The sequence below is a fragment of the Sphingomonas sp. NPDC019816 genome (assembly GCF_050274375.1).
Classification (GTDB): domain Bacteria; phylum Pseudomonadota; class Alphaproteobacteria; order Sphingomonadales; family Sphingomonadaceae; genus Sphingomonas.
The window spans coordinates 13,146-34,716 of record NZ_JBNNOB010000004.1; the positions used below are offsets into that span (position 1 = coordinate 13,146).

Annotated in this window: 19 protein-coding genes; 10 read left to right on the forward strand and 9 right to left on the reverse strand. The window is 67.4% G+C overall.

Going from position 1 to position 21,571, the window contains the following annotated elements; translation table 11 throughout:
• Positions 1-403 precede the first annotated feature (403 nt).
• Together ACQKJZ_RS01235 and ACQKJZ_RS01240 are read left to right on the forward strand one after the other, a co-directional pair.
• Positions 404-3,322 carry a glycosyl hydrolase 115 family protein gene (locus ACQKJZ_RS01235; protein ID WP_427729715.1) on the forward strand — a complete coding sequence of 973 codons (2,919 nt, stop codon included), beginning with the start codon at positions 404-406 and terminating at the stop codon, positions 3,320-3,322.
• Positions 3,322-4,920, forward strand: coding sequence for an alpha-N-arabinofuranosidase (locus ACQKJZ_RS01240; RefSeq protein ID WP_409529634.1), 1,599 nt, complete (start codon positions 3,322-3,324; stop codon positions 4,918-4,920). Before ACQKJZ_RS01235 ends, ACQKJZ_RS01240 begins: the two co-directional genes overlap by 1 nt.
• Before the next feature lie 274 nt (positions 4,921-5,194).
• Here the strand turns inward: ACQKJZ_RS01240 and ACQKJZ_RS01245 are convergent, their stop codons facing one another.
• Positions 5,195-5,440 (reverse strand): hypothetical protein, encoded by a 246-nt coding sequence (locus ACQKJZ_RS01245; protein ID WP_427729716.1) that lies wholly within the window; start codon positions 5,438-5,440, stop codon positions 5,195-5,197.
• Between the two features lie 135 nt (positions 5,441-5,575).
• Here ACQKJZ_RS01245 and ACQKJZ_RS01250 point away from each other — a divergent pair, with 135 nt between their 5' ends.
• From ACQKJZ_RS01250 to ACQKJZ_RS01260, 3 genes are read left to right on the forward strand one after another with little or no spacing between them, the layout of a single operon-like run.
• A complete protein-coding gene (locus ACQKJZ_RS01250; protein ID WP_427729717.1) occupies positions 5,576-6,550 on the forward strand; it encodes an SDR family oxidoreductase in 975 nt (324 codons plus the stop codon).
• Positions 6,535-6,876, forward strand: coding sequence for a hypothetical protein (locus ACQKJZ_RS01255; protein ID WP_427729718.1), 342 nt, complete (start codon positions 6,535-6,537; stop codon positions 6,874-6,876). Before ACQKJZ_RS01250 ends, ACQKJZ_RS01255 begins: the two co-directional genes overlap by 16 nt.
• Complete coding sequence (locus tag ACQKJZ_RS01260) at positions 6,873-7,433, forward strand: transcriptional regulator (protein WP_427729719.1); 561 nt, start codon at positions 6,873-6,875, stop codon at positions 7,431-7,433. The genes ACQKJZ_RS01255 and ACQKJZ_RS01260 overlap by 4 nt, the downstream gene beginning before the upstream one ends.
• 188 nt (positions 7,434-7,621) lie before the next feature.
• On the opposite strand, the gene ACQKJZ_RS01265 is transcribed toward ACQKJZ_RS01260, so the two are convergent.
• Positions 7,622-8,524 carry a LysR family transcriptional regulator gene (locus ACQKJZ_RS01265; protein ID WP_427729720.1) on the reverse strand — a complete coding sequence of 301 codons (903 nt, stop codon included), beginning with the start codon at positions 8,522-8,524 and terminating at the stop codon, positions 7,622-7,624.
• 168 nt (positions 8,525-8,692) lie between these two features.
• Here ACQKJZ_RS01265 and ACQKJZ_RS01270 point away from each other — a divergent pair, with 168 nt between their 5' ends.
• The 3 genes from ACQKJZ_RS01270 to ACQKJZ_RS01280 are packed head-to-tail and all read left to right on the forward strand — an operon-like array spanning position 8,693 to position 12,898.
• Complete coding sequence (locus tag ACQKJZ_RS01270; protein ID WP_427729721.1) at positions 8,693-10,378, forward strand: ABC transporter transmembrane domain-containing protein; 1,686 nt, start codon at positions 8,693-8,695, stop codon at positions 10,376-10,378.
• Positions 10,362-11,447: an efflux RND transporter periplasmic adaptor subunit gene (locus ACQKJZ_RS01275; RefSeq protein WP_312490519.1), complete on the forward strand. Its 1,086-nt coding sequence runs from the start codon at positions 10,362-10,364 to the stop codon at positions 11,445-11,447. The genes ACQKJZ_RS01270 and ACQKJZ_RS01275 overlap by 17 nt, the downstream gene beginning before the upstream one ends.
• Positions 11,444-12,898, forward strand: a complete 1,455-nt coding sequence (locus ACQKJZ_RS01280; protein WP_427729722.1) for a TolC family protein — start codon at positions 11,444-11,446, stop codon at positions 12,896-12,898. The genes ACQKJZ_RS01275 and ACQKJZ_RS01280 overlap by 4 nt, the downstream gene beginning before the upstream one ends.
• A 39-nt stretch (positions 12,899-12,937) precedes the next feature.
• Here the strand turns inward: ACQKJZ_RS01280 and ACQKJZ_RS01285 are convergent, their stop codons facing one another.
• The 7 genes from ACQKJZ_RS01285 to rhmD are packed head-to-tail and all read right to left on the reverse strand — an operon-like array spanning position 12,938 to position 19,302.
• Positions 12,938-13,951 (reverse strand): sugar kinase, encoded by a 1,014-nt coding sequence (locus tag ACQKJZ_RS01285; RefSeq protein ID WP_427729723.1) that lies wholly within the window; start codon positions 13,949-13,951, stop codon positions 12,938-12,940.
• On the reverse strand, positions 13,948-14,703 hold the full coding sequence (gene kduD, locus ACQKJZ_RS01290; RefSeq protein ID WP_427729724.1) for a 2-dehydro-3-deoxy-D-gluconate 5-dehydrogenase KduD: 756 nt from the start codon (positions 14,701-14,703) through the stop codon (positions 13,948-13,950). Before kduD ends, ACQKJZ_RS01285 begins: the two co-directional genes overlap by 4 nt.
• A 5-nt stretch (positions 14,704-14,708) precedes the next feature.
• Positions 14,709-15,551, reverse strand: a complete 843-nt coding sequence (gene kduI / locus ACQKJZ_RS01295) for a 5-dehydro-4-deoxy-D-glucuronate isomerase (protein ID WP_427729725.1) — start codon at positions 15,549-15,551, stop codon at positions 14,709-14,711.
• A gap of 41 nt (positions 15,552-15,592) precedes the next feature.
• Positions 15,593-16,495, reverse strand: coding sequence for an amidohydrolase family protein (locus tag ACQKJZ_RS01300; protein WP_427729726.1), 903 nt, complete (start codon positions 16,493-16,495; stop codon positions 15,593-15,595).
• Positions 16,495-17,244 carry an SDR family NAD(P)-dependent oxidoreductase gene (locus ACQKJZ_RS01305; RefSeq protein WP_427729727.1) on the reverse strand — a complete coding sequence of 250 codons (750 nt, stop codon included), beginning with the start codon at positions 17,242-17,244 and terminating at the stop codon, positions 16,495-16,497. Before ACQKJZ_RS01305 ends, ACQKJZ_RS01300 begins: the two co-directional genes overlap by 1 nt.
• A complete protein-coding gene (locus ACQKJZ_RS01310; RefSeq protein ID WP_427729728.1) occupies positions 17,241-18,104 on the reverse strand; it encodes a fumarylacetoacetate hydrolase family protein in 864 nt (287 codons plus the stop codon). Before ACQKJZ_RS01310 ends, ACQKJZ_RS01305 begins: the two co-directional genes overlap by 4 nt.
• Before the next feature lie 10 nt (positions 18,105-18,114).
• Complete coding sequence (rhmD, locus tag ACQKJZ_RS01315; protein ID WP_427729729.1) at positions 18,115-19,302, reverse strand: L-rhamnonate dehydratase; 1,188 nt, start codon at positions 19,300-19,302, stop codon at positions 18,115-18,117.
• Between the two features lie 175 nt (positions 19,303-19,477).
• Here rhmD and ACQKJZ_RS01320 point away from each other — a divergent pair, with 175 nt between their 5' ends.
• Both ACQKJZ_RS01320 and ACQKJZ_RS01325 read left to right on the forward strand, forming a co-directional pair.
• Entirely contained in the window at positions 19,478-20,242 is a 765-nt protein-coding gene (locus tag ACQKJZ_RS01320) for an SDR family NAD(P)-dependent oxidoreductase (protein ID WP_427729730.1), read from the forward strand.
• On the forward strand, positions 20,239-21,555 hold the full coding sequence (locus ACQKJZ_RS01325) for an oligogalacturonate lyase family protein (RefSeq protein ID WP_427729731.1): 1,317 nt from the start codon (positions 20,239-20,241) through the stop codon (positions 21,553-21,555). The genes ACQKJZ_RS01320 and ACQKJZ_RS01325 overlap by 4 nt, the downstream gene beginning before the upstream one ends.
• Positions 21,556-21,571: the final 16 nt, after the last annotated feature.

The following is a 21,571-nucleotide window of genomic DNA, read 5'->3' on the forward strand; positions in this document are numbered from 1 at the left end:
GATAGCCATCTTCGATGAACGGCAATGCGATTCGGCCTTACCAAAATAGGTTGACTGCCAAGCCAATCTAGCGGAAGCATCGGCGACAACAGGAAACAACGATGCCGGACCGGCGGATCGACGTTTTTGCGAGCGACGCGCGACCTCACGGTGCAGAGGAAGGGGCCGATCCGCCCCGGTACGCCGCGGCGCCCGCGTCGATATAGCGTATACCGCGCGAACGCCGCGGCAGCTGGTGGGAGAGGATAGTGGGAATGGTTGCCATCCGGCCGCATGCCCCTTTGCGGGTCGGGCCCCCGCGAACGGAACGGATGCGGGCCGCCCCCGCCCTCATTCCTTCGCCCCGTCGCGGGGCACAACGACCGGTCGCGTCATCGTGCGGCGGCAGGAAGGGAAGAATGGCATGACGATCAACCGACGTGATCTGGTGGGTGTTGCGCTGATCGGCGGCCTGATGAGTTCCCCGCTAAAGGCCGCCATCGGCTTTGCCCCGCGCAAGGGCAATTTCGACATCACGCTGGCCGGCGGCGGGATCACGCCGGTCTTCGTCGACGCCGCGGACTGGCCGGGGGTGCGCCGTGCCGCCAAGGATCTGGCGGAGGATATCGGCCGGGTGACGGGGACGCCGGCCGCCCTCGTGTCGGACGCGGCTACGCTGCCCCGGCAGGTCATCATCGTCGGCACGATCGGGCGCAGCCCCCTCATCGACCGGCTCATCGCCAGCGGTCGGCTCGACGCGACCGGCGTTCGGGATATGTGGGAGGCGTTCGCGGTACAGACCGTCGCCAACCCCCTTCCCGGCGTCGCCGAGGCGCTGGTGATCATGGGCAGCGACAAGCGCGGCACGATCTATGGCGCCTACGACCTGTCGCGCATGATCGGCGTGTCGCCATGGTATTGGTGGGCGGACGTGCCGGTCACCCGCCAATCGCATCTCGGCATCGCGCGCGGCCGCTATGTCGAGGCGTCGCCGGCGGTACGGTATCGCGGCATCTTCCTGAACGACGAAGCCCCCTGCCTGACCGGCTGGACTACCGAGAAGTTCGGGGGGATGAACGCCGCCTTCTACGGCCGGCTGTTCGAGCTGCTGCTGCGGCTGCGCGCCAATTATCTGTGGCCGGCGATGTGGAACAACGCCTTCGCCATCGACGATCCGAAGAACGCGCCGCTGGCGGACGAATATGGCATCGTCATGGGCACCTCGCACCACGAACCGATGATGCGCGCCCACAAGGAATGGACCAGCCACCGCCAGGACTATGGCAATGGCCAGTGGAACTATGCGACCAATCGCGAAGGCGTCGCGCGGTTCTTCGAGGAAGGCATCGCCCGCAACCGGGACAAGGAGGTCGTCGTCACGGTCGGCATGCGCGGCGATGGCGACGTGGCGTTGGAAAGCACGGGCGGGCTGCAATCCGACATCCGCCTGCTGGAGACGGTGATCGCGGACCAGCGCCGGATCATCGCCAAGGGCATGGGCCGCCCGGCCGAACAGGTGCCGCAGGTGTGGGTGCTCTTCACCGAGGTCTATAAATATTATGACGGCGGACTGAGGCTGCCCGACGACGTCACGCTGATGCTGGCGGACGACAATGTCGGCAATCTGCGCCGCCTGCCCGGCGCGGCCGAGCGCAAGCGGCGCGGTGGGTTCGGCGTGTATTTCCACATGGACATGCACGGCGGGCCGTTCGCCTATCAATGGATCAACTCCAATCCGCTGCCCAAGATCTGGGAGCAGATGAACCTCGCCAACGTCTATGGCGCGAACGAGATGTGGATCGCCAATGTCGGCGACCTCAAGCCGCTGGAACTGCCGGTCGAATTCTTCCTCGCCATGGCGTGGCGGCCCTCATCGGTCGACCGGGGCAGGATCGCGTCCTGGACGCGCGACTGGGCCGCGCGCCAGTTCGGCCCGGACAACGCCACCGAGATCGCGCAGCTGGTCGCGCGCTATGGCAAGTACAACGCCATGCCCAAGCCCGAACAGTTGCGGACCGGCACGTTCAGCATCGAACATGATCGCGAGGCCGAGCGTGTCGACGCGGCCTGGACCGCGCTCGTCGCCCGTGCCGACCGCGTCAACCAACGGCTGCGTCCCGACCAGCGCGACGCCTTCTACCAGCTGGTGCTCTTTCCGATCCGCGCCTCCGCCAATGCGGCGCAGTTGCAGATCGCGGCCGCCCGCAACGCCCGCTTCGCGCAGCAGGCCCGCGCCAGCACGCGCGACGAGGCGGCCGAGGTGCGCCGCCGGTTCCGCTACGATCACGAACTGCGCGACACCTACAACCACGTCATGGCGGGCGGGAAATGGAACCACATGATGGACCAGACCCATATCGGCTATTTCGACTGGTACCCGCCGGAAACCGACATCATGCCGGCGGTCGCCGATATCGATCTGGACGGCGCAACCGGTTTCGGTGTCGCGGTCGAGGGGAGCAGCAAGTCCTGGCCGGGCTATTATCTGCCCCCCGAACTGCCCGTGATCGACAGCGTGAGCGGGCGCGGCACCTATTTCGAGGTGTTCCCGCGCGGCACCGGTCCGGCGGCGGTGTCGGTTTCGGCCGATCAACCCTGGGTCACGATCCGCGAAACCGACGCCTTCAGCATATCGCGACGCGATCGGCGTTATCTGGTCGATATCGACTGGGCCAAGGCGCCGGTCGGTCGGTCCAGCGCAAAGATCATGGTCAAGGGCGATCACAGCGTCACGATCCGCCTGACCGCGCTGCGCGCCACCGCCGAGCAGGAGCGCGCGGCGCAGGGGGCCTTCGGGGGCCTGTCGGGCCGTTTCGCGGTGCCGGTGACAGGTCATGCGCGCAACATTCCGGTCGATGGCGTCGGCTGGGCCCCCATTCCCGATTATGGGTGGGTCGAGGCGGCGATGTCGGTCTTTCCCGTCGACGCTCCGTCGTTCCACGATCCCCGCCGGTCGCCGCGACTGGAATATGACGTCTTCCTGGCCGAGGCGGGCAAATACCGGATCGACCTGATCACCGGGCCGACGCTGGAGGTCATTCCGGGCCGGCAACTCAGCATCGCGGTCGGCCTTGACGACCAGCCGCCACAGATCGCCACTGTCTTCACGCCGCGTGACCGCGAAAATCAGGATTTCCTCGGCGCCGCGCATGCGGTGAACGCCGCCCGGAACGCGCGCATCATGAGCGTGCAGCTGACCGCCGACCGGCCGGGACGGCACACGCTGACCCTGGCGATGATCGACCCGACCCTGGTGCTCCAGGCGATCACCATATCGAAGGCGCCGCCCCCTTCCACCTTCTTCGCCGGCGCCGCCGCGCTCGTCTTTCCCGAAAGGTCATGATGCGATCCCGTTTTCGTCATTTGCTCTGCGCCCTCGCGGCCACCGCCGGCGCGGTCGCGCTTCCGCCGGCGTCCTCCGTGCGGGCGCAGGTCGCCAGCCCCGCCGCGACGGTGACGGCGGACGTCATCGTCAATGTGAACGCCCCCGGCCCCGTCATCGACCGGCACATCTACGGCCAGTTCGCCGAGCATCTGGGGCGCGGCATCTATGAGGGCATATGGGTCGGAGAGAAGAGCCGCATCCCCAATATCCGGGGCTATCGCAAGGATGTCGTCGAGGCGCTACGCCACATCCATGTGCCGGTGATCCGCTGGCCGGGCGGGTGCTTCAGCGAGATTTATGACTGGCGCGACGGCATCGGACCCAGAAAGTCCCGGCCGACCCGCGTGACGATGAACTGGCCCAACAGCATCGACACCAACCAGTTCGGAACGCATGAATTTCTGGACTTCGCCGAGCTGATCGGCGCGGACGCCTATGTCTCGGGCAATGTCGGGTCGATGACCCCGCGCGACATGGCGCAGTGGATCGAATATATGACGTCCGACCAGCCGGAATCCACGCTGGTGCAGCAGCGCAAGCGCAACGGCCGCGACAAGGCGTGGCGCGTGCCCTTTTTCGGTATCGGCAACGAGACCTGGGGCTGCGGCGGCGATATGCGGCCCGAATATGCCGCCGACGTCAACGCACGCTATGCCATATTCGCGCGCGCGCCGGCGGGCTATCCGATGGTCAAGGTGGCGAGCGGCGCCAGCGTCCAGGGTGGCGGCGATTTCGAGAAGTTCACCGAGGCGATGATGGCGCATCCGGGGCAGACCCAGGCGCTGTCCTTCCATTATTACGCCATGCCCGATGGCCCCAAGGGACCGGCGGTGGGGTTCGATGAGGCCGCCTGGGCGACCGAGCTGGCGCTGGCGCGGCGCATGGAGCCGCTCGTCACCCGGACCGAGGCGATCATGGACCGCGCGGACCCCAAGCGAAAGATCAGCCTGTTCGTCGACGAATGGGGCAGCTGGTACCTGCAACCGCCCGAAGCCCCCGAGGGCGCGCATTACCAGCAGAATTCGCTGCGCGACGCCATGGTCGCCGCACTGACGCTGGACATCTTCCACCGTCACACCGCGCGCGTGCGCATGGCGAACATCGCGCAGATGGTGAACGTGCTTCAGGCCATGATCCTCACCGACAAGGAGAAGATGATCCTGACGCCGACCTATCACGTGTTCGATATGTATCAGCCGTTCATGGATGCGACGCCCTTCCCGGCATCGGTGGCGGCTCCCGACTATCGACAGGGCGACACGTCCATGCCGATGATCGACGTCTCCGCCGCGCGCGGGAAGGATGGCAGGCTGTACCTGGCGCTGGTGAATGTCGATCCGACCCGCGCCGCACGCGTCAACACCAACCTGGCCGGACAGGCGAGCGGCCGCCTGCTGACCGCCGCGCGCATCGACGACCATAACGACTTCGATGCCCCCGATGTCGTGCGCCCCGTCCCCTTCGCGGGCCGCAGCGACGCCAATCGCCTGAGCTTCGATCTGCCCGCCAAATCGATCGCGGTGGTGGCGGTGGAGGAAGGCACCACGCAACCCTGAGCCCCCACCCCGTCCAAACAGGACCGATGATGCGACGGATCGGCGGAAGGGGACCCGCCAATCCCGACATCCGGTTTCCCCGGGGCAACATGTCCGCCGGGCCCGAGGTCTGGTCAGCGCGAGATGCTTCCCGTTCTCCCTAAGGGGGTGGCAACCATGCGAGGCGTGACGGCGATGGTGTCGCGACCCGTTAGACGGTGCCCCCTTCAGGCGAAGCGCTCGGGTCGATTCGACGCGGTGTCATCGCGCGCCAGCGCCGCAGCGGCTGGTGGCGTCAACTCTTGGCGGTGACGGGAACCGATGCCCGCGCGGCCGGAGTCGGCGGATGATCGGCCGGCGGCGCCTCCTGCGCCATATGCCGGGTGGCGTACAAGTGCCGAAGGATCAGCGCCAGATCATCCTCGGTCAGGCTGGAGGCCGGGTCGATCGACGCACCCTCGGGCAACGTCTCCACCCAGGCCGCCAGGCGGTTGCAGGCGGCACCGAGGTCTGGATCGAAGCTGTCGTCAAAAGCGGCCATGGCGGCAACCTAAAGCTTTCGCGCCCACCCGCAAGAACGATCATCGTCCTTGCCCGTGAGCGCGGCACTCCGCCGTTCGGAACGACACGCCCCGGCATTCGTCTGTCCTTTATTCGTATTTTCGAGGCACACAGCGTGACCAGCAGCAAGACAGCCCAGCGCATCGTCATTACCGGCGCCTCCAGCGGGATCGGCGCCGCCACCGCCATCGCCTTCGCCCGACGGGGCGCACGGCTGGTCCTGGCCGCGCGGGGCAAGGCCGGGCTCGGCGACATCGCCGAACAATGCCGCGCGGCGGGTGGCGAGGCGCGCGTCGAGGTCGTCGACGTGACCGATGCCGCCGCCGTCGCGCGGCTCGCGGCGCGGGCGCGCGATGATCTGGGCGGGATCGACATCTGGTTCAGCAATGTCGGCGTCGGCGTGGTCGGCAAATATCAGGATGTGCCGATCGCCGATCATGCCCAGGTGATCGCCGCCAATCTGATCGGCCATATGAACGATGCCCATGCCGTCCTGCCCATCTTCCTGGCGCAGGATCATGGCATCTTCATCAACATGATCTCGGTCGGCGGCTTCATCGCCACCCCCTATGCCGCCGCCTATTCAGCCAGCAAGTTCGGGCTGCGCGGCTTCAGCGAGGCGCTGCGCGGCGAGGTGTCGAAACATCCGCGCATCCACATCTGCGACGTCTATCCGACCTTCGTCGACACGCCGGGGATCGATCATGCCGGCAATTACACCGGTGCGGCCCTGTCGCTGCCCCCCGGCGCACTGTCGCCCGACACGGTGGCCAAGGCCGTGGTGCGGCTGGCCGATCACCCGCGCAATACCACCGCGGTCGGCGCACCCGCCATCGCGCTGAAGCTCAACCAGTTCTTCGTGCCCAATCTGGGTGCGGCGATGATGAACGGCTTCATGGACCATTGGAGCAAGAAGGCCGATCCCAGCGTGGACGGCACCGGTGCGCTGCACGATCCGCCCCCCGCCCCCAGCGGCGTCGATGGCGGCCGGCGTCGCCCGGACCAGCGGCGCAAGGCGGCAGCAGCGGGCGCGGGCGTCGCGGTGCTGGGACTGGCGGCCCTAGGGGCGATGCGGTGGCGGCGCCGTTAAGCCGCCCGCCCGAGACCACGCCCGACGGCCGCTACATCGTGGTGCGTGGGCGATTATGGCGCAAGAGCAACCCCGCCCTGTCGCCCGACGCGCGCCAGGCGCTGGTCGACGAGTTGATGCAAGCCCGGCGCGCGGTACGATCCGCGATGGCGACAGGCGACGCGGCCGCCCTGGCCGAAGCGCGCGACCGGGTTCAGGCCGCCAAGGTCGCGCTGGGCGAGCGCGGCCCGGTCTGGTGGGGCGACGGCGTACCCGATCTCAACCGCCGCATGATCCGTAACACCGCCTATGCGGACTGGTATGAGAACAGGGAAAGCCGGTCATGAACGTCTTTCTGGATTTTGAGGCGTCGTCGTTGTCGGACCACAGCTATCCGATAGAGATCGCCTGGGTGTTCGAAGATGGACGTGCGCAAAGCCACCTGATCGCGCCCGCGCCGGGTTGGGACGACTGGAACGCGGAAGCCGAGCGGATCCACGGGCTGTCGCGCGACATGCTGATCCGTGACGGCGTTTCCCATGACAGCGTCGCGCGACAGATGGTGGAGACACTGTCGGGCCACGCCCTGTTCGCCAGCGCGCCATCCTGGGACGGCAAATGGATGAGCGTCCTGCTGCGCGCGGCGGGATTTCCGCGTCATACGCTGCGGCTGCAGGACACCGACATCGCCCTGCGCGACGCGGCGACCCGCATCCTGCGGGATACCCTGTCGCCGGGATCGCTGGAGGCACGGGTCGACGAACTCGTGGCATGGTCCCACACGATCAAGGATAGCACCCCCGCCCACCGTGCGCTGGCCGATGCGATGGAGGAGCGGGCGATCTGGCAGAAGGTGTGCGACCGCGCACAAGAGATGGCGGCTTCCCCGGGAGCGGCGACATAGGGCCGAAGGGCTCTCCGCAGGAGCGATTAGCCTCCTCTCACCTTGCCGCCGCCCACGCCCTCCACCATGCTTCGCGTGCCCCGTCCCTTTACATGGGAGAAGGAAGGCGGGTCGGGCTTCAGACAACAGGACCAAGGCCATCGAGGCTTCGCGCCCATCGATCCGGCCAATGCGGTGAAGGCTGGCGGCTATGCCAGCAACCGGCGTGCGCAGGTCTGGACATGGTCGGCGATCAGCGCGAAGGCCGCGCCCATCGGCGACTGCCGCCGCCAGGCGATCGCGATCGAGCGATGGGCGCGCCAGCCCTCGACGGACAAAACCTTCAGCCCCGTCGCGCCGCCCACCTCGGACCGCAGGTACAGGCTGGGCAGCAGCGCCAGCCCCAGCCCGCTCGCCACCATCTGGTGCAGGCTTTCCAGGCTGGTGCCATAATAGTCCGGCGCGATCGTCATGCCATAGCGCTCGGCGACCTCGGCGGCCTGCCGTGCCAGATGATGGCGCGGATCGAGCGTCAGCAGCGGACTGTCGACCAGCGCATCCCGGCCCGCCGCGACATCCGCATCGATCGGATGATCGAGCGCCGCGACCAGGTGCAGCGGCTCGCGGAACAGCGGCTCCACCGTCAGGTCGTCGCCGGTCATCGGCATCGGCCCCAGCACGACATCGATATTGCCCCGCGACAGCTCCAGCACCTGTTCGTCGGGAATGCCCTCTCGCACATGTAGACGCAGGCGCGGCGCCATGCGATGCAGCTCGGCGATGATCGGGGAGAGCAGATAGGGCCCTAGCGTCGGCGTCGTGCCCAGCCTCAAGGTACCCGTCAGATTGTCGGACGATCCCGCCGCCAGCGCGACGATATCGCTCGCATCGCTTAACATGCGCCGCGCCGTCGCCACGATACTGCGGCCGACAGGGGTCAGCATCGCGCCCGTCGCACTCCGTTCGAGCAGCTTGGCCCCCAGCCGCTCCTCCAGCGCGCGCACCTGCTGGCTGAGGGTGGGCTGCGAGACATTCGCTACACGCGCGGCGAGCGCGAACGACCCGGTATCGGCGATGGTGACCAGATATTCGAGCTGACGCAACGTAAGCATGCCCCCCTATAGTCCATGCCTATAGCCGGGTCGTGTCAAATCCGATTGGCATCGCGCATGATATGTCGGTACACCCATATCACATGGATCAGTATATCCGGTCCGTGGACGGGCGGCGGCGGCGCTATCGGGCGACGCGGCGGGCCTTGAGCGCAAAAGGGGACGATCTTGGCGGCGGAACGATTGGGGTTTCGGGATGCGTTGGGCTGGCTGTCGCAGATCATAGGCCCGGATGGGGCCTATGTGCGGCTCGGCATCGTCTATACCATCGCGATCAGCCTGCTGGCCCTGGCCACGCCCATCTCGGTCCAGCTGCTGATCAACAGCGTGGCGAACACGGCGATGCCCGCGCCGCTATGGGCCTTGTCCGGGGTGCTTCTCGTCCTGCTGCTGCTGGTGGCCGGGCTCAGCGCGCTTCGGGTGTGGGTGATGGCGGTGTTCGAGCGTCGCCTGCTTGCGCGCGTTGTGGCCGAAGTCACGCTGCGCGCGGTGCACGCGCAGGACCCGTTCTTCGCCGATCGCAAGCGCGGTGACCTGTTCAATCGCTTCTTCGACCTGGTCGTCGTCCAGAAGTCGGTGCCCAGCCTGATCATCGGCGCCTTCACCATCGTGTTGCAGGCGGTGATCGGACTGACCATCACCAGCTTCTACCACCCGGTCTTCCTGGCCTTCAACGCGGTGCTGGTGGCGGCCATCCTGCTCGTCTGGCTGTTGTGGCGGCGCGGCGCGATCAGCGGGGCGGTCGCGTTGAGCCATGCCAAGCACAATGCCGCCGACTGGCTGGAAAGCGTGGGCGGATCGAACGGCTTCTACAAGTCGGCGCGGCACCTGAACTTCGCGATGGACCGGTCGGAGGCGATGACAGCCGCCTATGTCGCGACGCATCGCCGCTATTTCCGATATCAGTTCGCGCAGACGATCGCCTTCCTGCTGATCTATGCCTTCGCCAGCGCCGGCCTGCTGCTGCTCGGCGGCATGCTGATCCTGCGCGGGCAGTTGTCGCTGGGCCAGCTGGTCGCCGCCGAGCTGATCCTGTCGGGTGTCTTCTACGGCATTTCCCAGTTCGGCTGGTATCTCGACACCTTCTACGACCTGGTCGCCAGCTCCGAGGAGATGTCGTTGCTGTTCGGCATACCGCAGGAGACACCGGTGCATGGCGGGAACGGCCCGCGCGACGGCGCGGTGACACTGACCGACGTCACGTTCAACGAGGCCCATCTGAACCTGACGCTGGCGGCGGGCGAACAGCTCGTCGCGGTCGCGGAGCCGGGCATGGAGCGTCGCCTGGCCATGCTGTTCAAGCGGCACGCCGTGCCCGAGCGCGGCCTTATCCGCATCGGCGGCGGCGATCCGGGGTCGTTCGACATGTATCGGCTTCGCTCGGACGTGACGGTGCTGGACCGTTCCACCATCGTCGAGGTGACGGTCCGCGAATATCTGAGTCTCGCCGCGAAGGACCTGGACGAGACGGCGATGGACGCGCTGGCGACGGTCGGCCTGGAACGGCGTCTGGCCAGCCTGCCGCAGGGGCTGGATACGCCGCTCGGTTCGACCGGCTATCCGCTCAGTGTCGGCGAGACGATGGCGCTCAAGCTCGCCAATGCGCTGCTGGTCCGGCCCAAGCTGCTGCTGCTGGGCCAGCTGTTCGACCTGTTGCCGCCCGAGCGGCTGCTGGCCGCGCTGCGCCAGCTCAAGGCGCATGGCACGACCGTATTGCTGTGCACCGGCCGGCCGGAGGACCTGACGCTCGACGGATATATCTATCTGGGCCTGACGCGGCAGCGCCGGTTCGACGATCTGGCCGATCTTCAGACCGCCTACAGCCAGGAGGGCGCCGATGTCGCATCAGCCTGAACATCTCGCGCACTTCCGCACGCTCGCGTCGCTGCGTCCGCCCCGCGTCACCGTCGCCATCGCCTGGATGGTCACGGTGGGGGTCGTGGTCGCCGGGCTGATCCTGTTCTTCGTCCCCTGGCTGCAAACCGCGCAGGGACGCGGGCAGGTCGTCTCGCTCGATCCGCAGGACCGCGCGCAGGACGTCACCGCGCTGGTCCCCGGCCGGGTCGAGCGCTGGTATGTCCATGACGGCCAGCATGTGAAGCGCGGCGACCCCATCGCCCGCATCATCGACCTCGATCCCAACCTGCTGTCGCGCCTGGCGGCCGAACGTGCGCAGGTGGAGGCCGAGATCGCCTCGGTCCGCCAGTCGCAGGCGGTCGCGCAGATCGACGTCAATCGTACCCGGCAGCTCTTCTCCGAAGGGCTGGCCTCACGCCGCGATTACGAACAGGCGCAGATCAAGGTCGCGGACTCGGGCGCCAAGCTGGCGGAATCGCGCGCGAAACTGAACCGCATCGACGTTCAGCTCAACCGCCAGTCGGCGCAGCTGGTGCGCGCCCCGCGCGACGGCCGCATCCAGAATCTGAACGCCGCGACGGGCGGCGCCTATGTGTCGGCCGGCACCACGCTGGCGGTGGTCGCCCCCGAACAGGTCGAGCGCGCGGTCGAGTTGATGATCGACGGACGCGACGTGCCCCTGCTGCGCCCCGGCCGCCCGGTCCGATTGGAGTTCGAGGGGTGGCCCGCCATCCAGTTCAGCGGCTGGCCGTCGGTCGCCTATGGCTTTTTCGACGGACGCGTCCGCTCGATCGATCCGAATGCCAATGCGCAGGGCCTGTTCCGCATCCTGGTCGAACCCATGCCCGGCAAGCCCGCCTGGCCGGAGCGGCGCTTCGTCCGGCTGGGCGGCAAGGTCTATGGCTGGGTGCAGGGTGAAACCGTCACGGTCGGCTATGAACTCTGGCGCCAGCTCAACGACTTCCCGCTGGAATTCGGGATAGGGGCCGCCGACAAGGATGGCGGCGCGAGCGCGGACAAGGAAAGCGACCGCAAGATCGCGGCCAAGGCGGGCAAGCCGAAATGATCCGGCCGCTGCTCCTCATGTCCGCGCTGCTCCTCGTCCCCGTTCTCGACGCGCCGGCGAGCGCGCAACGCATCCGCGCCAACCCGCCGCCGCCGGCACCCCTATCCACCTCGGCCCCCTTGACCCTCGACGAGGTGTTGCGCGCCTCCGCCCGCGCCGCGCCCCAGATCGTCGAGGCCCTGGCGAAGATCCGCGCGGCCGAGGGACGCGCGATCACCGCCGACGGCGCGTTCGACACGGTGTTCGAGGCCGATGGCCGCTCGCGCGCGCTCGGCTATTATGACGGCACCGTCGCGTCCGCCCGCGCGACCCGCCCGCTCAGTGACAATGGCGGCTATGTCTATGGCGGTTACCGCGTCAGCCGGGGCGACTTCCCCATCTATGAGGATCAGAATTACACCAATCGCCTGGGCGAGGTGAAGGTCGGGGCGCTGTATTCGCTGTTGCGCGACCGCCTGATCGACGAGCGCCGGACGCGCCGCACCCTGGCGTCGGGCGATATCGACATCGCGCAGTTCGAGCGGCAGGCGGTGGCCATCGGCGTGCAGCGGCGCGCGATCGACGCCTATCAGAACTGGGTCGCGGCGGGTCTGCGCCTGCGCGCCTATCGCGATCTTCTCCAGCTTTCGGAAAGCCGTCGCGGCGGCCTGACGCGGCAGGTCGAACTGGGCGCGCGGCCGGACATATTGATCGCCGAGAACGACCAGAACCTCGTCCGCCGCCGCGCGCTGGTGGTCCGGGCGGAGGGCGATTTCCAGACGGCGGCCAATGCCCTGTCGCTCTATTATCGCGACGCCAACGGCGAACCGCTGACGGTCGGCGCCGAGCGGCTGCCGGCCGATGCGGAAGCGTTGGCGGGCGTGGCGGCGGTGGCGCGCGGCGATTTCGCCCAGCGGCGGCCCGACCTGCAGGTCCTGCTCGCCCGCATCGACCAGGGCTCGGCACGGCTGGCGCTGGCGCAGAACGACCTTCGCCCGCGCCTCGACCTGCGCGGCGAGGTGGGCAAGGATGTCGGCCCGGTCGGACTTGGCGGCGCCTCACGCACGCCGCTGGAGGCGGCGGTGGGCTTCCGTTTCTCGGTACCGCTTCAGAACCGCGCGGCGAAGGGCAAGATCGTCGAGGCGCGCGCGGAGATGGATGCGCTGGCGGCGCGCGGCCGCTTCCTGCGCGATCAGATCGCGGTCGAGGTGGAGGGCATCACCATCGGCGTCACCGCCGCCGAAAAGCTCGCCACCATCGCCGAGCAGGAGCGCCAGCTCGCCGAGCGGCTCGCCGCCGCCGAGCGCCGCCGCTTCGAACTGGGGTCGAGCGACTTCTTCCTGGTCAACCAGCGCGAGGAAACCGCGAATGACGCGCGCGTCCGCCTGATCGACGCGCAGGCGCGGATCGCGGCGGCGCGTGCCGAACTGGCAGCGGCCACCGCCGACCGCGTCGCGCTGGGCCTGGAATAGCCGATCGCAGCCGGCGCGCCGGCATGCGGCGCCGGGCGATCAGCGCCGGACGTCGAACCCCTCGGCCAGATAAGCGTCGATATCCGCCTGCCGGAACAGCGACGCGTCGCCGGGCAGCGAATGCTTGAGTACCGCCAGCGCCAGACCGGTACGTGCGGCGTCGGCGATCTCCTCGCCGCGTTCGAGCGCGTAAAGCACGCCTGCGGCAAAGGCATCGCCCCCGCCGATCCGGTCGACGATGCCGGCGAGCGTCACGGCCTCCGTCTGCACCTGATCGTCGCGTGTGTCGATCCGGGCGGACAGGTGATGGAGGTCGACATGCTCGACCCTTCGCTCCGTCGACGCGATCGTCCGCAGACGCGGAAACGCCGCGAAGGCGGCTTCGCTGGCCGCACGCGCGCTGTCCGGCCGATCGTTCGCAACGTCATCACGGCCCAGCAGAAGCGCGATGTCGCGGTGGTTGCCGAACAGAAGATCGACATGCGCGACGATCCCCGAAAGGATCGCCCGCGCATCCCCGCCCCAGCGGGCCCACAGCTTGCCGCGCCAATTGCCGTCGAAGGATATGGCGACGCCGCGCGCGGTCGCCGCTTCGACCGCCGCCAGCGCGCATCGTGCCGGCAACGGTCCCAGCGCGGGCGTGATGCCCGACAGATGCAACCGGGAAACACCGTCCAACAGGGCGTCCCAGTTCCAGCTTTCCACCGGCGCCTCGGCAAAGGCGGAACCGGCGCGATCGTACAATACGTCCGTCGCCCGCAAACCGGCGCCCGGCGTCACGAAATACAGACCGATCCGGTCGCCGGCATGATGGATGCCGCTGACGTCCACCCCGTGTCCGCGCAGGGTGGCGACGACGCCGCGACCCAGGTCATTGTCCGGGACGCAGCTGGCGAAGCGGACATCCATGCCCAGCCGCGCCAGCTGCGTCGCGACATTGGCCTCGGCCCCGCCCACCCACATGTCGAGCCGGGGCGTCTGCATCAGCAGCTCGCGGCCCGGCGGCGAGAGTCGCAGCATGACCTCGCCGAAGGTGAGCACCCGCGCGCTCATCGGGCCAGCCAGCCTCCGTCGACCGCCAGGATATGACCCTGGACATAGGCGGCGGCATCGGACGCCAGGAAGACCGCCGCGCCGCCGAGATCCGCGGGGTCGCCCCACCGCCCCGCCGGGATGCGGTCCAGAATCGCGGTGTTGCGCGCCGCATCGGCCTGCAACGCGGCGGTATTGTTGGTCGCGATATAGCCCGGCGCGATCGCGTTGACCGTGACGCCGTGCCGGGCCCATTCATTGGCGAGCAGCTTCGTCAGTCCGCCGATACCCGACTTCGACGCGGTGTAGCTGGGTACGCGGATGCCCCCCTGAAAGGTCAGCATGGAGGCGATGTTGATGATGCGCCCCCGCCCCTGCCCGATCATGTGCCGCCCCGCCGTCTGGGCGAGGAAGAACGCCGACTTCAGGTTCGTGTCGACCACCGCGTCCCAGTCTTCCTCGGTGAAGTCGACCGCATCGGCGCGGCGGATGATCCCCGCATTGTTGACCAGGATGTCGAGGCGCCCGAGCGTGTCGAGGGTCTCCGCCACGATGCGGCCCACGGGCTCGATGGTCGACAGATCGGCGGAAACGACCTCGCCCCGGCGGCCGAGCGCCCGGATCGTCTCGACCGTCTCCTGCGCGGGCGTGCGCCCGACACAGGCAATATCGGCGCCCGCCGCCGCCAGGGCGACCGCGATCGCCTGGCCGATGCCGGTATTGGCGCCGGTGACGATCGCGACACGTCCCGAAAGATCGAAGGGATTGTTCACGGCGCTCACGCCAGCTGGCAGATGTCGAGGACGTTCATGTCGGTATAGTCCTGATTCTCGCCCGCCATCGCCCAGATGAAGGCATAGGCCTTGGTGCCCGCGCCCATATGGATCGACCAGGGCGGCGAGATGATCGCTTCCTCGTTCTGGACGACGATGTGGCGGGTCGCCTCCCCCTCGCCCATGAAGTGCATGACGCGGTCGGCCTGGAGATTGTCGAGTTCGAAGTAGAAATAGATTTCGCTGCGGCGCTCATGGATGTGCGGGGGCATCGTGTTCCACACGCTGCCGGGCTTGAGCACGGTCAGGCCCATGACCAGCTGCGCACTGTCGCAGACGCCGGGGATCACCAGCTGGTAGATGGTGCGTTCGTTGGATTCCTCCAGGCTGCCGCGCTCCAGCGCATTGGCGTCGGCGATGCCCAGCTTGCGGGTCTGGAACGCCTTATGCGCCGGGCAGGACGCCAGATAGAAGCGTGCGCCCTGCCCGTCGAACACGACCTCTCTGGCGCCCATCGTCACATACAGGCAGTCCTTGTTGCTCAAGCTGAAGACCTCGCCATCGACGGTCACGGTGCCTTCGGCCGTGCCGACATTGACGATCGCCAGTTCCCGGCGTTCGAGGAAGGGGTGCCCCGCCGCCGATGCCGGCTCGGCCTGATCCGGCAGCTTGACTGACGTGTTGGTCACAGCGACGCCGCCGATGACGAAACGCTCGGCATGGGTATAGTTCAGGACGCATTCGCCGTCCCGGAACAGGTTCGGGATCAGATAGCGGTCGCGCAGCTCGTCGTTGGAGACGCACTCCATCATGTCGGGATGGGTGGCGTAGTAGGTGCGGTCGTACATGTCGGAAACTCCCATGATCTTGTCTGAATAGCGTGGCGCGGTCAGAGGCCCAGTCCCAAGCGATAGATGCGGTCGGCATTGCGGCCGAACAGCGCGCGGCGATCCTCTTCGCCGAAATCCGCGACGGCGGCGTGACACGCTTCCATCTGCGCATCGATGCCGCCGAACAGCCGGTCGGTCGGCAGGTCGCTGGCGAACATGGCGCGGTCGACGCCGAACAGGTCGATCAGCGTACGGACCGTGTCGCGCACGAAGCCCGGCGTCCAGTCGCGCCTGGCAAAGCCGAAGCCCGACAGCTTGACCGATACGTGCGGACACGCCGCCAGCGCGCCCAGCCCCCGGCGCCATTCGGCCATGCCGTCGGGATCGCCGGGCACCGCCATGCCGGCATGGTTCACGATGACCGGAATGTCCGGGTGCGCGGCAATCAGCGGGGCGAGCGCGGGCATCTGCCCCGGATAGCATTGCAGATCGAATGACAGACCATGGGCCGCGAGCCGGGCGAAGCCCCGCCGCCACGCGTCGCTTCGCGTCAGATCATGCGGGGTATAGGTCCGCCGCGGGTCGCCGTGCCAGTTGACGATATGCCGGATACCCCGGACGCGCGGATGGCTGGCCTGCGCCGCCAGCGCGACGTCCAGATCAGGATCGTCGAGCGCGGCGAAGGCGACGATCGCGCTCGGCAGCCCGTCCCGTTCCGCCAGCCCTTCCAGCCATCCGGTCTCCGCCAGGGCGTCACCCGGATGCGCCCCGGCGTCGACATGCACCGCGCCGACGACATTCCACCGCGCCATCTCCGCCCGGTAATCGGCCGGCAGATAGGTGCGCGCGATCGCCTCGACCGAGCCGTTCGGCCCGTCATCGGCGAAGGGCGGGGTCAGCCACGGATAGCGCAACCGCCCCAGATCCCACAGATGGATATGTGCGTCGACGAACGGAATCATCAGAAGGTCGTCCGGCCACCCGATGTGTCGAAGGTCGACGCGGTGGTGAAGCTGCACTCTTCCGATGCCATGAAGCACACCATCGCCGCCGTCTCGCTCACCTGACCCAGCCGCCCCATCGGGATCTTGCTGCGCATGTAATCGACCTGGCTTTGCGGCAACTGCGCGAGGATCGGGCTTTCGAAGGTCGCGGGCGTGATCGCGTTGGCGATGACCCCCTTGCCCGCCAGCTCCTTGCCGAGGCTCTTGGTGAAGCCGATCACCCCCGCCTTGGTCGCCGAATAGGCGCTGGCGTTGGGATTGCCCTCCTTGCCCGCGACCGATGCGACGTTGACGATCCGGCCATAGCCGCCCGCCAGCAGGTGGGGCACCACCGAACGACAGCAGTAGAAGACGCCGTTCAGATTGATCTCCACCACCCGCTGCCAGCTGTCGACCGGATAATCCTCGACGCTGGCCGTCGCGCCGGTGATGCCGGCGGAACAGATCAGGATGTCGACCTTGCCCAGCGCCGCGACGCTGGCGGCGGTCGCGCGCTCGACCGACGCCAGGTCGGAAATGTCGAACGCCGCGTGATGCACGGCGCCGACATGCGCGGCGGCCCGTGTCAGCTTGTCGCTGTCCACGTCCCACAGGGCGACCGAGCCCCCCTCCTGGACGATGCGGTGTGCGACTTCGCAGCCCAGGCCGGACGCCGCCCCCGTCACGATCGCGGATCGCCCCGCGAAACGCCCCGCGAAAATGGTCACGCGGGCAACTCCATCGCGAAGGGGATGCAGGTCTGGCGCTGTTCACCCAGCTTGGCGATGCCCAGATGCATCGTGTCACCCGCCTTCAGGAAGATCTTGTCGGGCTTCTGCCCCTCGCCCACGCCCGGCGGGGTGCCGGTGATGAGAAGGTCGCCCGGATGCAGCGTGATGAAACGGCTGACATAGGCGATGCATTCCGCGACCGGGAAGATCATCGTCCGGGTGTTGCCGGTCTGCATCCGCCGGCCGTTGACGTCGAGGAACATGTCGAGGTCCTGGCAGTCGCCCACCTCGTCCGCCGTGACCAGCCAGGGGCCGACCGGGCCGAAGGTGTCGCACCCCTTCCCCTTGTCCCACTGGCTGCCCAGTTCCTTCTGGAAGGCGCGCTCGGACACGTCGTTGGCCAGCACGTAACCGGCGACATGGTCCAGCGCGTCGGCCTGTTCGACATAGCGGCAGGTCTTGCCGATCACGACGCCCAGCTCGACCTCCCAGTCGGTCTTCTCGGCGTGCTTCGGGATCATCACCGGATCGTTGGGGCCGGTCAGGCACGAGATCGCCTTGGTGAAGAAGATCGGCTCGGGCGGAACCGGCAACCCGGATTCCGCCGCATGATCGGCATAGTTGAGGCCGATGGCGATGAACTTGCCGATCCCGGCGACGGGCACGCCGTAGCGGGGATCGCCCTCGACCAGTGGCAGGGTTTCAGGATCGACGGCGCGCAGGCGGTCCAGCGCCTCCGGCGTCAGTGTCTCGGGAGTGACGTCGTCGATCACGCCCGACAGGTCGCGGATGCGGCCATCGGCATCGACCAGACCGGGCTTTTCCGCGCCCTTTTGTCCATAGCGGCAGAGTTTCATGCGAACATCCTCAATGGGTATAGGGGCGATGCAACGGCACGTCGGCGTTCAGCTCGACGCCGAAGCCAGGCTTGTCGAGCGCGCTGGCGCGGATGCGGCCGTTCTGCGGCACCGGCTCGCCCAGCAGCTGCGGCGCGAACATCGGCACCACCTCGGTCGGGCCGGGGTGCATCATCAGGAATTCGGCGAAGGGCGAATTGTGCCGGGTGATAACGAAGTGATAGCTGTAGACCGACGATCCGTGCGGGATCATCATCACGCCGCGACTATCGGCATAGTTGGCGATCTTGATGAGCTCGGTCACGCCGCCGCACCAACCCACATCGGGCTGGATGATGTCGCAGCAGCCCATGTCGATCAGCATGCGGAATCCCCACCGGGTCGCCTCATGCTCGCCGGTCGTGACCAGCAGGCCCGGCGGGGCCTTCCTGCGAAGCTCGGCATAGGCCCAGTAGTCGTCGGGCGAGAGCGCTTCCTCGATCCACTTCAGCCCGCACTCGTTCCATGCGCGATGCGCCAGGCGAGTGGCATAGTCGAGATCGAGCGACATCCAGCAGTCGTACATCAACCAGAAATCGTCGCCGCAACGGCTGCGCATGTCAGCGAGCAGCGCGATGTTCTTCTCCATCCCCTCCAGCCCCTCGGCCGGGCCGTGATGGAGCGGCAGCTTGCCGCCGATGAAGCCCAGTTCCTTGGCGATGTCGGGCCGCGCGCCGGTAGCGTAGAATTGCAGTTCGTCGCGCACCGCGCCGCCCAGCATATGATAGACCGGCTCGCCGCGCAGCTTGCCGAGCAGATCCCACAACGCCAGGTCGACGCCGGAAATGGCGTTCACCACCAGGCCCTTGCGGCCGTAATATTGGGTCGAGAAATACATCTGGTCCCAGATCTTCTCGACCTCGACCGGGGAGCGACCTTCGAGGAAGCGGGCGAGATGCTTCTCGACGATATAGGCGGCGGGTTCGCCACCGGTCGTGACCGCGAAGCCGATCGTGCCGTCCTCCGCCTCGATCTCGACGACCAGGGTGCCCAGCACGTTGATGCCGAAGCTCTGCCGCGACTGGCGATATTCAGGGTAGCGGCTCATCGGCGTGGCGATGTGATCGTCGATCCAGTGGCCAGCGCCCTGATCGTGATAATCCGCCCCCGCCCCGCGCGCGACAAAGGCGCGAACGTGCTTGATACGCGACAGGGTCATCGCCCACCCTCGCTCGCCCGCACCGCCTGGCAACCGCCCCGCATCCCTTCCTCCCGGCTTTACTTTCTCACTTTATGGAATAGTATGCTAATTGTTGAGACTCTGAACGTCAATCGGTTGTTTTGAGAAAACCGGCTGGCAAAGTGAGCGAACGAACAGGACGAGGAGCAAGGCCGTGAAGCTGCTGGAAGGTAAAACCGTCGTCGTCACCGGTGCCTCGACGGGGATCGGCCGTGCGATCGCCATCGGCGCGGCCGAGCATGGCGCCGATGTCGCGATCAACTATGCGCGCGATTCGGACGGCGCCGCGCAATGCGTGGCGGGGATCGAGGCGCATGGCCGCCGCGCGGTCGCCATCCAGGGCGACGTCGCGGACCCGGCGACCGCGACCGACTTCATCGCCCGCGCGGTGCAGGCGTTCGGCAAGGTCGATGTGATGGTGTCGAACGCCGGCATCTGTCCGTTCCACAGCTTTCTCGACATGCCGGTCGAGACGTTCGAGCGGACGATGCGGGTCAACCTGCACGGCGGCTATTATATGTGCCAGGCGGCGGCGCGGCAGATGGTCGAGCAGGGCCATGGCGGGTCGATCATCGCGGTATCGTCCATCTCGGCGCTGGTCGGCGGCGAGTATCAGACCCACTATACCCCGACCAAGGCGGGGCTGCATTCGCTGATGCAGTCGGCGGCGATCGCGCTGGGGCGGCACAATATCCGCTGCAACTCGCTCCTCCCCGGCACCATCCTCACCGAGATCAACAAGGACGACCTCGCCGACGAGGGGAAGCGCAAATACATGGAGGGCCGCGTGCCGCTCGGCCGGCTGGGCGTGCCGGAGGACATGGCGGGGCCAGCCGTCTTCTTCGCATCCGACATGGCGCGCTATGTCACCGGCGCGGCGCTGCTGGTCGACGGCGGCGCCTTCGTGAACCTGCAATGACGCTTCGCGCGGCCATATTGGCGCTGATGGCGGTTCCATCCGCCATCATGGCGGCGGAAACGTCGCCCCCGCGCGAATGGATCGATCCCGACACCGGGCATCGCATCGTCCGCCTGTCGGACGAACCGGGCAGTTCCAGCCTGTATTTCAACTATAACGGCTATACCCCGCAGGACGACAAGCTGCTTATCTCGACCCCGAAAGGCATCGCCGCGGTCGATCTGAAGACCCGGGCGCTGACGACCATCGTGCCGATCGCGGGGCCGTTCCGCCTGCTGTTCACCGGACATCGCACCCGCACCGTCTATTACCAGACGCAGATGGCGGACGGGCGGGGCGCCAAGACGATCTGGGCCGCCGATATCGACAGCGGCAAGGTGCGCCAGGTCGCCACGATCGCGCAAGGCGACATACAGACGATCAACGCCGACGAGACGCTGCTGGGCGGCGTGGAGACCGATCCGAACGCCGCCTCCGATACGCTGGCGCTGTTCGCCAAGAAGGACCAGCGCTACGATCAGGCGGATTACCGGGCGACCGGCCCCGACGGCAAGGCATTGACCTATGCCGAGGCCAAGGAAGTGCGGATGAACGAGCGGCTGGACGCGCGCGTACCCATGGCGATGTTCGTCATCGATACCCGCACCGGGCAGAAGCGCATCGTCCACCGCGCGACCGATTGGCTGAACCATCTGCAATTCTCGCCGACCGATCCGGGCCTGCTGATGTTCTGCCATGAAGGGCCGTGGCACAAGGTCGACCGGCTCTGGCTGATGCGCATCGACCGGCCGGGCGACAGCCCGCGCAAGATCCACACGCGCACCATGAACATGGAGATAGCCGGGCATGAGTGGTTCAGCCATGACGGCCGCACCGTCTGGTACGATCTGCAGACCCCGCGCGGCGAGGATTTCTGGGTCGCGGGCTATGATGTGGCGACCGGCAAGCGCACCTGGTATCACCTGAACCGCAACGAATGGTCGGTGCATTTCAACAGCTCGCCGGACGGCAAGCTGTTCTCCGGCGATGGCGGCGACAGCGAGATGGTCGCCCACGCGCCCGATGGCAAATGGCTGTACCTCTTCCATCCACGCACCATTCCCGACGTGGCGGGGATTCGCGCGCCCGACGCCGACACGCTGATCCAGCCGGGCACCTTCGCGGCGGAGAAGCTGGTCAACATGAAGGCGCAGGATTACCGCCTGGAGCCGAACGCCAATTTCACGCCGGACGGCAAATGGCTGGTCTTCCGCTCCAACATGCATGGCGGGAACCAGGTCTATGCCGTCGAGGTGGCGAAGGCGGCCCCCTGAGCATCATCGCCGGAGC

Coding starts and splice junctions, on each gene's coding strand:
- ACQKJZ_RS01310 (WP_427729728.1), bottom strand. CDS start 18,104: ATGAAACTCTGCCGCTATGGACAAAAGGGCGCGGAAAAGCCCGGTCTG.
- ACQKJZ_RS01260 (WP_427729719.1), top strand. CDS start 6,873: ATGAACGTCTTTCTGGATTTTGAGGCGTCGTCGTTGTCGGACCACAGC.
- ACQKJZ_RS01280 (WP_427729722.1), top strand. CDS start 11,444: ATGATCCGGCCGCTGCTCCTCATGTCCGCGCTGCTCCTCGTCCCCGTT.
- ACQKJZ_RS01240 (WP_409529634.1), top strand. CDS start 3,322: ATGCGATCCCGTTTTCGTCATTTGCTCTGCGCCCTCGCGGCCACCGCC.
- ACQKJZ_RS01300 (WP_427729726.1), bottom strand. CDS start 16,495: ATGATTCCGTTCGTCGACGCACATATCCATCTGTGGGATCTGGGGCGG.
- ACQKJZ_RS01245 (WP_427729716.1), bottom strand. CDS start 5,440: ATGGCCGCTTTTGACGACAGCTTCGATCCAGACCTCGGTGCCGCCTGC.
- rhmD (WP_427729729.1), bottom strand. CDS start 19,302: ATGACCCTGTCGCGTATCAAGCACGTTCGCGCCTTTGTCGCGCGCGGG.
- kduI (WP_427729725.1), bottom strand. CDS start 15,551: ATGTACGACCGCACCTACTACGCCACCCATCCCGACATGATGGAGTGC.
- ACQKJZ_RS01265 (WP_427729720.1), bottom strand. CDS start 8,524: ATGCTTACGTTGCGTCAGCTCGAATATCTGGTCACCATCGCCGATACC.
- ACQKJZ_RS01275 (WP_312490519.1), top strand. CDS start 10,362: ATGTCGCATCAGCCTGAACATCTCGCGCACTTCCGCACGCTCGCGTCG.
- ACQKJZ_RS01325 (WP_427729731.1), top strand. CDS start 20,239: ATGACGCTTCGCGCGGCCATATTGGCGCTGATGGCGGTTCCATCCGCC.
- ACQKJZ_RS01235 (WP_427729715.1), top strand. CDS start 404: ATGACGATCAACCGACGTGATCTGGTGGGTGTTGCGCTGATCGGCGGC.
- ACQKJZ_RS01285 (WP_427729723.1), bottom strand. CDS start 13,951: ATGAGCGCGCGGGTGCTCACCTTCGGCGAGGTCATGCTGCGACTCTCG.